At 26.5% G+C, this 15,270-nt stretch carries 15 protein-coding genes and 1 rRNA gene; 1 reads left to right on the forward strand and 15 read right to left on the reverse strand.

Going from position 1 to position 15,270, the window contains the following annotated elements:
* The 11 genes from I2A66_RS04680 to I2A66_RS04730 all read right to left on the reverse strand — a co-directional run.
* Positions 1 to 118 (reverse strand): 16S ribosomal RNA (locus I2A66_RS04680); the annotation flags it as partial.
* A gap of 422 nt (positions 119 to 540) precedes the next feature.
* On the reverse strand, positions 541 to 1,503 hold the full coding sequence (locus I2A66_RS04685; RefSeq protein WP_122640969.1) for a glycoside hydrolase family 73 protein: 963 nt from the start codon (positions 1,501 to 1,503) through the stop codon (positions 541 to 543).
* Between the two features lie 278 nt (positions 1,504 to 1,781).
* On the reverse strand, positions 1,782 to 2,837 hold the full coding sequence (locus I2A66_RS04690; RefSeq protein ID WP_122640971.1) for an ABC transporter substrate-binding protein: 1,056 nt from the start codon (positions 2,835 to 2,837) through the stop codon (positions 1,782 to 1,784).
* Positions 2,838 to 2,861: 24 nt separating this feature from the next.
* Positions 2,862 to 3,545: an ABC transporter permease gene (locus I2A66_RS04695; protein ID WP_334294993.1), complete on the reverse strand. Its 684-nt coding sequence runs from the start codon at positions 3,543 to 3,545 to the stop codon at positions 2,862 to 2,864.
* 98 nt (positions 3,546 to 3,643) lie between these two features.
* Positions 3,644 to 4,486, reverse strand: coding sequence for an ABC transporter permease (locus I2A66_RS04700; RefSeq protein ID WP_122640975.1), 843 nt, complete (start codon positions 4,484 to 4,486; stop codon positions 3,644 to 3,646).
* On the reverse strand, positions 4,486 to 5,532 hold the full coding sequence (gene potA, locus I2A66_RS04705; RefSeq protein ID WP_122640977.1) for a spermidine/putrescine ABC transporter ATP-binding protein: 1,047 nt from the start codon (positions 5,530 to 5,532) through the stop codon (positions 4,486 to 4,488). The genes I2A66_RS04700 and potA overlap by 1 nt, the downstream gene beginning before the upstream one ends.
* Before the next feature lie 18 nt (positions 5,533 to 5,550).
* On the reverse strand, positions 5,551 to 6,090 hold the full coding sequence (locus tag I2A66_RS04710) for a helix-turn-helix domain-containing protein (RefSeq protein WP_122640978.1): 540 nt from the start codon (positions 6,088 to 6,090) through the stop codon (positions 5,551 to 5,553).
* A 375-nt stretch (positions 6,091 to 6,465) separates the two neighbouring features.
* A complete protein-coding gene (locus I2A66_RS04715; RefSeq protein WP_122640979.1) occupies positions 6,466 to 7,071 on the reverse strand; it encodes a DedA family protein in 606 nt (201 codons plus the stop codon).
* Positions 7,072 to 7,163: 92 nt separating this feature from the next.
* Positions 7,164 to 8,519 (reverse strand): sensor histidine kinase, encoded by a 1,356-nt coding sequence (locus I2A66_RS04720; RefSeq protein WP_195251109.1) that lies wholly within the window; start codon positions 8,517 to 8,519, stop codon positions 7,164 to 7,166.
* Positions 8,520 to 8,521: 2 nt separating this feature from the next.
* Positions 8,522 to 9,190, reverse strand: coding sequence for a response regulator transcription factor (locus I2A66_RS04725; RefSeq protein WP_147516332.1), 669 nt, complete (start codon positions 9,188 to 9,190; stop codon positions 8,522 to 8,524).
* Positions 9,191 to 9,272: 82 nt separating this feature from the next.
* A complete protein-coding gene (locus I2A66_RS04730; protein WP_122640982.1) occupies positions 9,273 to 9,665 on the reverse strand; it encodes a PepSY domain-containing protein in 393 nt (130 codons plus the stop codon).
* A gap of 258 nt (positions 9,666 to 9,923) precedes the next feature.
* Between I2A66_RS04730 and I2A66_RS04735 the strand changes: the two genes are divergently transcribed.
* Positions 9,924 to 10,763 carry a CvfB family protein gene (locus I2A66_RS04735; protein ID WP_122640983.1) on the forward strand — a complete coding sequence of 280 codons (840 nt, stop codon included), beginning with the start codon at positions 9,924 to 9,926 and terminating at the stop codon, positions 10,761 to 10,763.
* Positions 10,764 to 10,794: 31 nt separating this feature from the next.
* Here the strand turns inward: I2A66_RS04735 and ybaK are convergent, their stop codons facing one another.
* From ybaK to I2A66_RS04755, 4 genes are all read right to left on the reverse strand, one after another.
* Positions 10,795 to 11,277, reverse strand: coding sequence for a Cys-tRNA(Pro) deacylase (gene ybaK / locus I2A66_RS04740; protein WP_147516331.1), 483 nt, complete (start codon positions 11,275 to 11,277; stop codon positions 10,795 to 10,797).
* A 95-nt stretch (positions 11,278 to 11,372) separates the two neighbouring features.
* Entirely contained in the window at positions 11,373 to 13,163 is a 1,791-nt protein-coding gene (locus tag I2A66_RS04745; RefSeq protein WP_122640985.1) for an aminopeptidase P family protein, read from the reverse strand.
* Positions 13,164 to 13,389: 226 nt separating this feature from the next.
* Positions 13,390 to 14,601 (reverse strand): NupC/NupG family nucleoside CNT transporter, encoded by a 1,212-nt coding sequence (locus I2A66_RS04750; RefSeq protein WP_195251111.1) that lies wholly within the window; start codon positions 14,599 to 14,601, stop codon positions 13,390 to 13,392.
* A 175-nt stretch (positions 14,602 to 14,776) separates the two neighbouring features.
* On the reverse strand, positions 14,777 to 15,262 hold the full coding sequence (locus tag I2A66_RS04755; RefSeq protein WP_147516329.1) for a hypothetical protein: 486 nt from the start codon (positions 15,260 to 15,262) through the stop codon (positions 14,777 to 14,779).
* Positions 15,263 to 15,270 lie beyond the last annotated feature (8 nt).

A 15,270-nucleotide genomic window follows, 5' to 3' on the forward strand; every position in this document is an offset into this window, starting at 1 on the left:
AGGTTACCCACGCGTTACTCACCCGTCCGCCGCTCACTTCCGAAGAAGTTCGCTCGACTTGCATGTGTTAGGCACGCCGCCAGCGTTCATCCTGAGCCAGGATCAAACTCTCAAATAAAATTCACTTTCGTTCATTTCGCCATCGTCCATTCTCTACGAGAATATCCCGATGCTCAAAAGTTGTCCATCGCTCAGCTAATCATTATCTGAATATCTGGCTTGGTTGTTTGTGTTTTAATTCTTAAATAAGAATTAGTTATATAAATTAACCTACTGTTTAATTTTCAAAGTTCTTAATTTTGTCTTCTTATCTTTCAGACAAGTTATACTTTATCATTTTTGTATTTTTTAGTCAATAGTTTTTTAATATTTTTTTAATTTATTATATTTTTTACCTTGCTTTAATATTATATATCATTTTTCCTTATTTATTCATACTAAAAATTATTATATTAATTTGGATAAATAAGCCTATTTAAAACTAGACTTATTTATCCATTAGTATGTATCTAATTACTGCATTCAATATCAAAATATTTTTTATCTATATAATTTAGAGTCAACCAACTGTAAGTTATACTTTCTAATAAGTTTAATCAACATATCCGCATATATCTTTTCACCATATTCATTTTCTTTAGTACTATATCCAGCATCCTCTAAAGCCTGAGCTTGAGTAGTATAGTGTTTAGCTTCAAAAAGACCATTTTTTTCATATCTAGGATTTTCCTTTAAGAACTTACCATGATCTTTTATAGACTGATCAACAGACGGATACACCCTGAAGGTTGCTATTATTTTATCATCATAATTTTCAGATGTTTCCATGCTTATTTTTTCTCCATCCCAAGATGAATCTGCTTTTATTCCAAATAAATTATTTCCTTGTTTAGCAAGTTCAGAGTTTCCCCACCCAGACTCTAGTATACATTGACTTATAGTTATAGACGGTAGTATTTTATATTCATTATAATTTTTTATAGCAATATCCTCTATTTTGTTTATAAATATAATTTCTGGACTATTTTCAGTAAACTTTATATTACCTAAGCATAAATATTCTAAACTTTTTAGATTTTTTTCTACTTTTGATTTTTGCTTCTCATCAAAGTTTAATTCATTTAGAACTTCTTTTATAGACTTCAATGTATAAGTATAATTACCATTTTCATCTTTAGATTTATTTAAAAACTTTTTAGCCCTATTTAAGACTTCACTTTTCTTTACCTTACTTAAATCATTATTATATATCACCATATCAATAGCCAGAAGCTCTTTCCAATTAATTTGAGTTTCTTGTTTGCCTGCTTCATCTGCTACATCCATGTAAAATTCAATTTTAGAGTCTTCTATATTTTTAGCTTTAAACATCTCAATTGCATACTTTAGTCCTACAACCAATACGATTATAAAAATTAAACTAATAACTATAGAGATAATTTTTTTTACTTTTTTCTTTCTTATTTTTCTTCTTTTTAGATGTTTTATTTTTTTCTTCCCCATAACCCCTCCTTATCTTTATTACTTATATATTATACTATATTCTATTACTAATCGCCTTTATTATGTATAAATTTTATTTAAATTACACCAATCGATAATCTATTTATACGAATATTAAATTCATTACATGATATAAAATTAATATTTTATAATATAATAATCGAATCTACTCTTACAAGTATATTAATCATATACTTTAATAAGTGTAAATTTAATAGTATTAAAAATCAATAAAAAATAAAAAGGTCTGATTGAATTCAATCAGACCTTTTTATTTCTTATTCGCATTTAACTTCTATCCATGCATTATCATATAGTTTTAGTACATCCATACTTAAATCAGAGAAAACTTCAGTTTTTTCTATAACTTCTTTAGAAGGATTCATTATAGGATCTTCAGTATAATCTTCTCCTAAAATTTCTATAGCACCAGTATTCGGTGTTGAATACCATATATACTCAACATTTTGAGCTGAGTTTTCAGGGTCTAACATAAAGTTTATAAACTGCTCTGCGTATTCTTTATTTTCTGCAGTTTTTGGTATACACATTGCATCAATCCATCTGTTAGTTCCTTCCTCTGGAATTGAATACGCTAAATCCTCGTTACTTTCAAGTAAAACAATCGCATCACCAGAATAAACTATACCCATAGCTGCTTCACCTGCTACAAGTCTATCTTTACCATCATCATTAACATAAGACTGTACTATAGGTTTTTGAATCATAAGTTGTTGTTTAGCTTCTTCTATTTCATTTTGATTTGTAGAATTCATTGAGTATCCTAACCTTTTTAATGATATTCCCATACTATCTCTAACAGAATCTAGCATTTGAATTTCACCTGTATACTTTTCATTCCAAAGTACATCCCAAGTTTTAACATCTTCTTCATCTACAATATTTTTATTATATACAATTCCAAATGTTCCCCACATATAAGGCACACTGTGCTTATCACCTTTATCATATGGCACATTTTTAAATTCTTCATCTATATATTTATAGTTAGGTATATTGTTATAATCAATTTCTTCTAACATATCTTCATTTATCATTTTTTCAACCATATAATCTGATGGGAATACCAGATCATACTTTGAACTTCCACTTTTTACCTTCTGATACATAGACTCATTTGTGTCATATGTTTCATAAACTACTTTTATTCCAGTTTCCTCTTCAAACTTAGTCAATAAGTCTTCATCTATATAATCTCCGACATTATATATGTTAAGAACTTGATTAGATGGCTTCGAACTACCACATCCAACTAATAATGTAGAGGCTAGTGCAAATATAGTAGCTAAGCATATAATTTTTTTAGACTTCATATTTACCCTCCTCAAGAACATTTATTATTCTTTATTTAATACTGGCTGTTTTTTACCACTTACATTAGATAATATTAATAGTATTAAAACAACAACAAACATTATTGTAGATAATGCATTTATCTCTGGACTAATTCCTCTTCTTGTCATTGAGTATATCTCTATTGATAAATTTGTCACTCCATTACCTGCTGTAAAGAAGCTTATTACAAAATCATCTATAGACATAGTAAATGCTATTAACATACCTGATATTATACCTGGCTTTATTTGAGGTATTACAACTTTTTTAAGTGCATACATAGGTGTAGCGCCTAAATCCATTGCAGCATCCTCAATATTAGGAGGTAATTGTTTTAGTTTTGGTAAAACAGAAAGTATTACATATGGAATATTAAATACTATATGAGAAAGTAATATAGTTTTAAATCCAAATTCAACATTTAAAAATACAAATAGTGTCATTAAAGATACTCCAGTTACAACATCTGGATTTAATATCGGCAAATTATTTACATTTAATATTACTTTTTTTAATTTACCCCTCTTCATATTATGTATACCAATTGCTGTAATCGTACCGATTATTGTAGCTACTAATGATGCTACAACTGCTATTACTATAGTATAAAATAAAGCCGTCATTATTCGTTCATCTTGAAATAAACTTTGATACCATTTAAACGTAAAACCTTCCCATTTCCCCATAGACTTAGAATCATTAAATGAGAAAACAGCTAGAGCCATTATTGGTGCATATAAAAATATGAACACCAACGTTAAGTATATATTAGACGTTAGTTTCTTTATAATAGTAATCCACCGCCTTCTTTGCTAGATTCATTTTCAAATTTATTCATAAATGCCATTGACAGTAGAATTAATATCATCATAAATATAGATACTGCTGATCCAAAGTGCCAATCTCCAACTGCCATAAATTGCTGCTCAATTAAGTTACCAACTAGCATTATTTTACCACCACCAAGTAACTTAGAAATTACAAATGTAGATACCGCTGGCATAAATACCATTGTTGTACCTGATGCAACACCCGGTATACTTAAAGGGAAAATAACTTTAGTAAACACTTGAAAACTATTTGCTCCTAAGTCCTTTGCTGCATTAATCAAGTCTTGATCCATTTTTGAAAGTATTGTGTATATCGGAAGTACCATAAATGGTAAAAAGTTATATACCATACCTAATAGTACTGCTGTATTTGTGTATAATATATTAGCGGGCTCAAATCCTAATGATGTAAGAATTGTGTTTATAAAGCCATTCTTACCTAATATTGACATCCATGCATAAGTTCTTAATAAAAAGTTCATCCACATTGGTAATATAAATAACATTATTAATATCCCTTGTCTACTTACTTTTGCCTTAGAAATAATATATGCTGTTGGATATCCAATTAATATACATAGTAATGTTGATATTAGAGCAAGCCATAGTGAACGAGCAAATACCTTGAAAAATATAGGATCCATTAATCTTTGGAAGTTTTCTAACGATAGTATATATCTACCATCAACTTCCTTAGTAAATCCAAAAAATACTATTAATAATAAAGGAATGACTATAAATATCATACTCCATATTGCATAAGGAGAAGCTAAATATGAGTTAGTTTTTCTTTTCATTATACTTCACTTACCTTTTTCATAATGTGTATATCTTCTGGATATATATTCATACCAAGTTCTTCTCCTACCTTGGCATTTTGCGTATTATGAATTATCCATTTCCTACTATTTTCTTCAACTTCTATCTCATAATGTACACCTTTGAAAACAACTGATGTAACTATACCTCTTAACATTCCTTCATTCGCACTTGTCATCTTTATATCTTCTGGCCTTATTACAACATCTATAACTTCATCTTTTTTGAATCCTTTATCTACACATTCAAAGTGCTTTCCACAGAATTCAACTTTATAATCATCATGCATAACTCCGTCAAATATATTACTTTCACCTATAAATCTAGCAACAAAAGCATTTTTAGGCTCATTGTATATATCTTCAGGACTACCCATTTGTTGTATTTTACCTTTATTCATTACTACTATTGTATCTGACATAGTTAATGCTTCTTCTTGATCATGTGTTACAAATATAAATGTTATCCCAAGCTTTTGTTGTATCTTTTTTAACTCAGTTTGCATCTCTTGTCTTAATTTTAAATCTAGTGCTCCTAGTGGCTCATCTAATAATAAAACCTTAGGTTCATTTACTAATGCTCTCGCTATAGCGATTCTTTGTTGTTGGCCACCACTTAAAGAATCTATACTTCTTTTTTCAAATCCTTCAAGTGCAACAAGCTTTAGCATTTCTCTTACTTTTCTATCTATTTCATCCTTAGGCATTTTCTTTATTTTTAGCCCAAATGCTATATTTTCATAAATATTCATATGTGGGAATAAAGCATATTTTTGAAATACTGTATTTACAGGCCTTTCATAAGGCGGTATATTATTCAAATCTTTATTTTCAAATAATACCTTTCCATCATCTGCATATTCAAACCCAGCTATTATTTTTAACGTAGTCGTTTTTCCACATCCACTTGGACCTAGTAATGTTAAAAATTCATTCTTTTTAATGTCTAAATTTAGACCATCTAAAACTTTATTATCTTCATAAGTTTTAGATATACCTTGTAAACTTATTATGTTATCTGTCAATTATATAGCACCTCTTTCCTAAAATGATGGTGGAGTACTTACCCAAACCACTCTAGCTTCTTTTTTTCCTACATTTGATATATAATGATTTGCTCTAGGTTTAAAATAAAAACTTTCTCCTTTTTTAACCTTGCTTTTTTTATCTCCTATATGTACATATATTGAACCTGCAAGAACATATCCAAATTCTTCTCCTTCATGAGGCTTTTCTTCTTTATATTGACCCCCTGGATATAATGTTATTATTATAGGTTCCATTTGATTTTTTTGAGAATTCGGAATTAACCATTTTAATTTATATTTTAATTCTTCATCTTCAGTTTCAAACATATCATCTTTTGTAAAAGATATTCTTTCATCATCTATTTCATTAAAAAATTCTCTTAAGTTCGTTCCTAAGATTTCCAATATATCTATAAGAGTAGCTATGGATGGCGACGTAAGGTTATTCTCAACTTGAGATATAAATCCTTTTGATAACTCACATCTATTTGCAAGTTCTTCTTGGGTCAATTGTTTTTCAATTCTCATCCTTTTAATTTTCTCACCTATATCCATATTTACACCTCCTCGTTTTGTTATAATGACTAAACATTGAGTTTAAAATTTCTAAACAACAAAAGTTATTATATAAAATTTTAAGATTTTATTCAATAGTTTTTTAACTATTTTTTATTTTTTCCTAACTGTCAAAACCTAGTATTTTTAATGTTTTTATTATTTACTTTGTATATTAAGTTTATATTAATATTTATAAAGTTTAGTATGCCTAATTTTTTAATACCTTTACCTTACTTTATATCTAATTTAATTATTAAATAATTTTATAAACCTTTTATATTTTATCCTATCTTTATATTTTCTCAATATTACATATATATACTCTAAAAAGCCTCTTAAATTTCTTCAAGAGGCTTTTTAGAGTATATATATTTAGCAATTATTTTTTATGTACCTATCTTTTCTTAAGAACAAAGTAACTATTATAATTAATATCAAAATAAAAATTAATATAGAATAGTTTTTCATTATGTATCCTATTTCAGATAAATTATCACCTAAAATATATCCCAATCCAATTAGTCCAGAATTCCATACACCTATACCTATAGATGAGTAGCATATAAATGAGTACATATTCATTTTATTTATACCTGCAGGTATAGATATAAAAGTTCTAGCTACTGGAATTACCCTTGATATCATAACTGATACTTTTCCATATTTATTTAACCACCAAACTGATACATTCATTGATTTTTTTATCTTCGGATACTTCTTTAATAAATATTTCATTAATGATTTTCCAAACTTTAATCCAATTAAGTAATTTGTAATACTTCCAGTTATACCAGCTAATATAGATATTATAAGAACCACTAAAAAATTAAAATCACCTTTAGAAATCATTATTCCTACTAGTGGCAACACAACTTCACTAGGCAAAGGAAAATTTGCATACTCTAAAGTTATAATAATAAAAATACTTATTAGCCCATACTGATTCATGAAATTTATCACTAAAGTATTTATATCCATAAATCCACCTCTTTTTAAATATAATCAAATCGACTTTGTTATATTTATTTTAAATATAAGAGGTTAAATATTTCTTAATAAAATATTAAAATTTAATGAGAATTTTTAAGTTTCAATATGATATTTGTATACTTATTAACTTCACTATATATTTTTATTTCACCTTTATACATTAATATAATTCTTTTAGCTATTGAAAGACCTAAGCCAAAGGAGTTATTTTTAACTCTAGCCTCATCTGCTTTATAAAATCGTTCGGTAACTTTTTTGATATGTTTTTTATCAATACCCATACCATTGTCCTTTATTGATATACACATATTTTCATTTTCTCTATAAACAGATAATTCTATTCTTATATTATCTTTATTATTATACTTTATAGCATTATCAATAATTATAAATAACAATTGTTTTAAATGTTCTTTTGTTATTTTTATTTTAATATTACTATCTATATCAACTTTAAAATCTATAGATTCATTTAAAAACTTATAATTATCTATAGTGTCTAAGATAATATCCTTAGGATAAATTAATTCTACTTTATTTAAATCTATAATTTCTTTATCCGCCCTTGATAATGAAAGTAAATCATTAACCATTTTTATCATTCTATTAACTTCATCTAAGCATACATTTATTGAATTATTTAAGACATCCTTATCTTCTTTTCCCCACCTATTTAACATCTTCAAATGACCTTGAAGAACAGTTAAAGGAGTTCTTAATTCATGAGATGCATCTGATACAAATTGACTTTGATTGTTAAAAGCATCTTCTATATCATCCATCATAGAATTAAATAAAATATTCATTTTATCAAATTCATCATTAGTATTTAACAAAGGAACTCTTAAATCAATATTATTTTCTTTAATATTTTTCATTGTATTAGTTAAAACTTTTAGCCTATTTACAAATCGCTTTGATAAGTATAATGATCCAAAAATACTAAGTACTATACTAAGTATAATAGCTCCTATAAATATAAAAATATAATTTTCTAAAAAATCAGTTAATATATCTATTTTTTGTAAAATTTGAACTTGATAAGTATTATTTATATCTTTATCTAATAATATATATGGTCTATATTCTATTATCTTTAATTTATATTTTATATTATTTTTAACACTTATTTTATCCCATATGTCTGAATTTGTTTGGAAAATAGATTTTCCATTTTTATAAACCCTAACATACTCATCTTCAGTTAAATTACTTATAAAATTAGTTAAATCTTTATAACTTTCTTCACCTTCTCTAGTAATCATATATCTTAACTGATTATATGTTTTGTCTATCAATTCACATTGATGTTCTATGCTAAATGCAGTAAAACTTATAACTTGTATTATTGTATAAATTGTAAGTATTGCAACTATAATAGCCAAAGAAACAAGACTAAACTCCTTAGATACTGATAATTTCTTTTTTAATTTCATATCTAAGACCTCATAACATATCCAACTGATCTGACTGTCTGAATATATTCTTCTTTATTTTCACTATCCAATTTATTTCTTAAATATCTTATATAAACATCTACTACATTAGTCTCTGCTTCATAATCGTAACCCCATATATTTTCTAAAAGTGAATATCTAGAAATTACCTTATCCTTATTTTCTATTAAGTATAGCAAGAGCTCATACTCCTTATTTGTAAGGTTAATTTCTTTATCACCCTTTTTTACTATTCTAGAATCTTTACAAACTTTTATATCTTTTATTTTTATTTCTTTTAAATTTGCTTCTCCTTGTCTTCTAAATACAACTTGAATTCTTGCTAATAATTCTTCTATTGCAAACGGCTTAGCTATATAATCATCAGCTCCAGTTTGAAGTCCAGTAACTTTATCCATAACACTATCTCTTGCACTCAACATAATTATTGGTGTATCTTTTTCTCTTTTTAATCTTCTACAAACTTCTAGCCCATTAAGCTCTGGCAACATCAAGTCTAATAAGATTAAATCATAACTTTCTTTAATTGCTTCATACAATCCACTCTTACCATCCTCTTTTATAACTACATTATATCCTTCAAATTGTAATTCCATTTTTACAAAAGAAGATATATTTTTCTCGTCTTCTATGACTAATATTTTTTTCATAAACATATTCCTTTCTTGTTTATATTTATTATACAAAAATAGGAATATATTAATTATATCCCCACTTTACTATATTAATTATTTAATCATATTTATAGCTATTTCTAAAATTATCATCTAGATCTATTATAGCTCCACTATTGCTGTTAACAGTAACTTCTCTAAGTAGATTATTCTCATCCTTTATTTTAAATTCATATTCGAAGGTAAAACTATCATCATCAAAATCTTTTTCAACTTTAATAATATCACCTGGAATTTTACTTAATGCAATTTCTTTTAACTGATCTTCTGTATAATTTACTTTAGATTCTGCATATGAAAACACTCCTATGCCAACACTTCCAATTCCTATTATAGAAAAAATTAATATCATTATTATACTTTTCTTTATTTTTTTCTTCTTTAATTTTATCTTTTCTATTATATCTAATTTATTCACTTTTTCTTCTTTCTTATTTTCATTCATATTCATAATTAGCTACCTCCAATCTTTAATTGTATTATATATTTTTTAAATTAGAGGCGTATTAATGAAGTATTAAAATTTAATGAGAAAATCATCTAATTTTATTATATTATTACCTTTTTATAATTAATTCATTTTATTTTCCTAACTATTTCAATAATTTATTAGTATTTTGTAAAAAATATTTTATATAACTCACATAATATATGATATTATATAGAAATGCACAATTATAAATAATAATTTAGTAAGGAGATGCTTAATTTGATAAAAATAGGTGATTTTAATAAATTAAAAGTTAAAAGGAAAGCTGATTTTGGTTATTTCTTAGATGGTAAAACTAATCAAACTAAAGATGATATATTATTACATAATAGATTACTTGGAAAAAACAGTATAGAAATAGGAGATGAAGTTGAAGCTTTTATTTTTAAGGATTCAGAAGATAGACTATCTGCAACTTTAATAGCCCCTAAAGCTAAAGTTGGTGAAATTTCTATGTTAAAAGTTGTTGCTCATACGAAAATAGGAAGTTTCATAGATATCGGTCTTCCTAAAGATATACTAGTTCCTTTTAAGGCTAGAACTTATGATTTAGAAAAAGGAGAAAGATATCCATTCTATATATATGTAGATAAAAGCGAAAGATTAGCAGCTACTACTGATATAGATTCATACTTAACTACTGATCATGAATATAATATTGGAGATACAGTTAATGGAGTTGTATATGGATTCCAAACGAATAATTCAGCTATGGTTGTAGTTGATAATAAGTATGCTGGGGTAATACTACATAATGAATATTTCACTGAGTTAAAACATGGGCAGGAGTTAACTTTAAAAGTTATAAAAATATATGAAGATGGAAAACTAGGACTTTCTCCTAGACAAGGTAGAAAAGATGAACTAGATACTTTAGAATCTTCTATTATTAGTTACTTAGAGGGTAATGATGGATTTATGAGATTTAATGATAAATCTACGCCAGAAGAAATTGCCACTGTGTTTAATTCTAGTAAGAAAAACTTTAAACGTGCTTTAGGTATTCTTATGAAAAAAGGTGTCATAACTCAAGATTCAAAAGGCACTTATATTAAATAGATTATAAAATAGACTGAGTATTTTACTCAGTCTATTTTATAATGTCTTCAAATTCAAATTTAACTAGTTTTTGTAAATCAGTAGGAGATATTTCAATTTGATATCCTATTTTACCTGCACTTACAATAATTTCATTTAATTCTTTAGCACTTATATTTACAAAAGTTTTATACAACTTTTTCATACCTATAGGTGAACACCCTCCCCTTACATATCCAGTAACTTTATTAATATCTTTAACATGTATCATTTCTATATTCTTTTCTTTAGAAGCTTTTGCCGCCTTCTTTAAATCCAAATTTTCATTAACTGGTATAACATATACATAGTATTCTTTACTTAAACCTTGTGCTACCAATGTCTTATACACCACTTTAATATCCTTACCTATTTTACTTGCAACTTCAATTCCATCCACATGTTTTTTTCCAATATCATAAGAATATATATTGTATTTAATATCATTCGAATCAAGTATTCTCATTGCATTAGTTTTTACTTTTGATTTTGACATGTTATATCTCATCCCTTTTTATATATTTTACTATCTAATTATTTTATAAAATAAGAGATGTATCCATATAATTTAGGATACACCTTTTTATTTCATTATATAGCCCTAGTATATTTCTTTAACCATTCCTTTTCTTCTTCATTTAAGTATGGAGAAATCTCATTATAAACTTTCTTATGATAATCATTTAAGTAATCAATTTCTGCTTTTTCCATTAACATCGGATTAATTCCATCTAAGTCTATAGGAACAAGTGTAACAGCTTCAAATTCCATAAATTGTCCATATTCATTTACATCACTCTTAACTGTTATAAGCTCATTCTCTATTCTTATACCATGAGATCCATCTATATAAATACCTGGTTCATTAGTAGTAACCATACCAGCTTCTAATACACAACTATCATTCCTTTCAGGTACTATTCTCCATCTAAATCCATTTGGAGCCTCATGTACATTTAAAACAAATCCTATACCATGTCCTGTACCTGTTCTATAATCTATACCTAAATCCCAAATTGGACCTCTTGCTAGTATATCTAAGTTGTACCCTCTACATCCATACATGAACTTAGCCATTGATAATTTTACCATACCTCTAACTACAGCTGTAAAATGTGTTTTTTGAACTTCAGGAATATCACCTAATACATATACTCTAGTTATATCTGTGGTTCCATCAAAATATTGTCCCCCAGAATCTACTAACAATAATCCTTCTGGGTATAATTTATATGCGCTTTCTTTTGTAGCACTATAATGAATTATTGCCCCATGCTCTTTATATCCTGCTATTGTGTTAAAACTAGGCTCAATAAAGTTTTCTTGCTCTTGTCTAAACTTTAGCAATTGCTCATCTATACTAACTTCATCCATTTCAATTTTTCCTACATTATTTTTTAACCAATACATAAACTTAGTCATAGCAACGCCATCTCTTATATGACATTTTCTTATATTATTTAACTCTACTTCATTTTTTATAGCTTTAAGTAATACAGTAGGGTTTTGTACACTTACTTTTTCTATTTCACTCGAAATATTGTTATAAATTGCATAATTTATCTTAGATTTATCTAGTAATACAACTTGATCTTTATCTATGTTTTTTATAAAATCGTATATTTCAAAATATGGTTTTATAATTGTATCTGCCTTATTTAACTCTTCTTTCATTTCAATTGTAAGTTTATTATCATCAACAAATAAATAAACTTTATCTAAAGTTATTATTGCATATGAAAGAAGTACAGGATTATACTTTACATCTCTACCTCTTATATTAAATAACCATGCTATATCATCTAATGATGCAATTATATGCATTGTTGCATTATTTTCTTTTATAGATTTTCTTACTTTATTTAATTTACTTAAAAAATCTTCTCCTGTATATTTTATATCTAATAAAAATCCTATTTCTGATGACATCGATGATCTATCTTCCCATATATAATCAATTAAATCATCTTCGTAAGAAATTTTTATATTTTTACTTTTTAATCGATGTTTTAATTTTTCTCCTTCATCAACAGATATCACTCTTCCATCAAATCCTAACGTTGAATTTTCCGGCATATTATCATATAAATAATCTTCAATAGTAGGAACCCCTTCCATTCCAGACTTATATAGTTTTATGCCACTATCTTTAAGTTCAGTTTCAGCTTGTAAGAAGTACCTTCCATCAGTCCATAATCCACCATCATCTTTAGTTATTACTATAGTACCTGCCGACCCTGTAAATCCAGATATATATTCTCTACTTTTAAAATACTCTCCAACATACTCACTTTGATGAAAGTCTGAAGATGGTATTATATAGGCATAAATTTCTTTTTGACTCATTAGTTTTCTTAATTTTTCAATTCTATTTTTTATCATATGTATACCCCCTCTAGTCTTTATTTTCTATTTTTTTATATTATATACTTAATGTCAAATAATTAATATATTATTTTTAAATTAGAATAATATTCTATATTCATTTTACCCATAACCTTATATTTATAATTATGTTAATCTATATATTATTCCTTTAAAAAAAAACCACTTTAAAATAATTAACTTATTTTAAAGTGGTTTTTGATTAAATATAATTCTATTAATTTTATAAAGCAGCGATTAGACCTACAACTAATGCACTTAATATACTTACTAAGAATCCACCTATCATACCTCTAAATGCTAGTTTTGATAATTGATTTCTTTTTTCGGGGCAGAATACTGATATTCCTGATATACATATACCCATACTTGATATATTGGCAAATCCACATAAAGATACAGATAACACCATGGCAGTTCTTGGTTCTAATGTCTTTATAACATCTCCTAGTTGACCAAATGCAACAAACTCATTAAGAACTAATTTACTTCCTAGTAATTGCCCTGCTAGAGATATTTCATCTGGTTTTAATCCCATTAAAAATCCTATAGGCGCAAAAACTACTGATAATATCTTTTCTAAAGATAGTCCAAATATTCCAAGCCCTCCATTAACTAATGCAACTAAACCAGTTATAGCTATAAGAGCTGCACCTATTCCTAAAACCATTTGAAGCCCATCTGAAGCACCTTGAGATATTGCAGATATAAGATTCGGATTATCTCCTTTATTATCAATCTTAATATCTTTAACTTCACTTTTACCAACTAAACTTAAATCTTCTGGCAGTAACATTTTAGAAACTAATATACTTCCAAATGGAACTAATGCTCCTCCTAAAAGTAAATATTGCATAGGTATTCCCATACCAGCATATCCCATAAGTACTGTAGCAGACATACTACCCATACCTGATATTAGAACTAACATTATTTCACTTTCAGTCATAGATTTTAAGTACTTACTTACTAATACTGGAGATTCAGTTTGTCCTAAGAACATGTTAGCAACAGCTACAAAGCTTTCAACTTTAGATGTTCCAAGAACCTTTCCTACTATTCCACCTATTGCTGTAACTATAGCACTTATAACACCTAAATAATATAAAACTGCAACTAATGCAGAAACAAATATTATGTTTCCTAATACACTTATTGCAAATATACTTCCCGTTGGCTCTGATGAATCTGCAAGTGTTCCAAACATAAACGATAATCCCTCTGCACCATAACCCAGAACTGCAGTTACAAAGTCAGATACTTTTTCTAAGGCCATTTGACCTAGAGGGAATTTTACTAATAAAAATGCTAGTATAAATTGTATTACTAGTGCTTTTATTATCATTTTTTTATCGATAGCTTTCTTATCCGTTGAGAATAAGAATAATGCACCTAGTAAAACAACTATACCAATTACGTTTAATAAGATTTCCATTTGTTTTACTCATTCCTCTTCTATTGTATATTTTTATTTTATGCTTTTCTATTATAACCTCTAAATATGCAATTGTTCAACATTTTTAGACATTTTTTTCGTATTTATATATATTTCTTATTTTTATAAAACTTACTATTTTAAGTTTTATATAGTAATGATATTAAAATATAAATCATATTTTTTTATATAGATAATCACATATCATTAATACAATTGAACTATATAATATACAGAGTAATATTATTATACATTGGATAGCTAATCCATTAAGATGTAAACCATATATAATATTAATATTAATGTTAATTAAATTATAGATTCCATTTATAGAAATATATAATATTATTCCTGTAAATAAACTCATCAAGAGTTTTTTTCTTATATAATAACTAAACATACCAAGAAAAAGTCCTAATAACCCATTAATAAATAAAAACCTTATGGACTCAACTTGATTAGATACTCCAATTAATAAAAACGTAAATATATATGATATTAATCCTATACTAGGTGATTTTCTGCTTATAATATATACTGGTATTATATTTAATATTGTAATAACTTCTAATTTATCCGAACATATAATTGGAATATAACTTATTAACAATCCTGACATAATAGAAAGTATTAAACCTGTAAATTGTTCTTTTATTTTCATACTCTCCC

Source organism: Romboutsia sp. 1001713B170207_170306_H8 (assembly GCF_015550495.1).
In the GTDB taxonomy this organism is placed as follows: domain Bacteria; phylum Bacillota; class Clostridia; order Peptostreptococcales; family Peptostreptococcaceae; genus Romboutsia_E.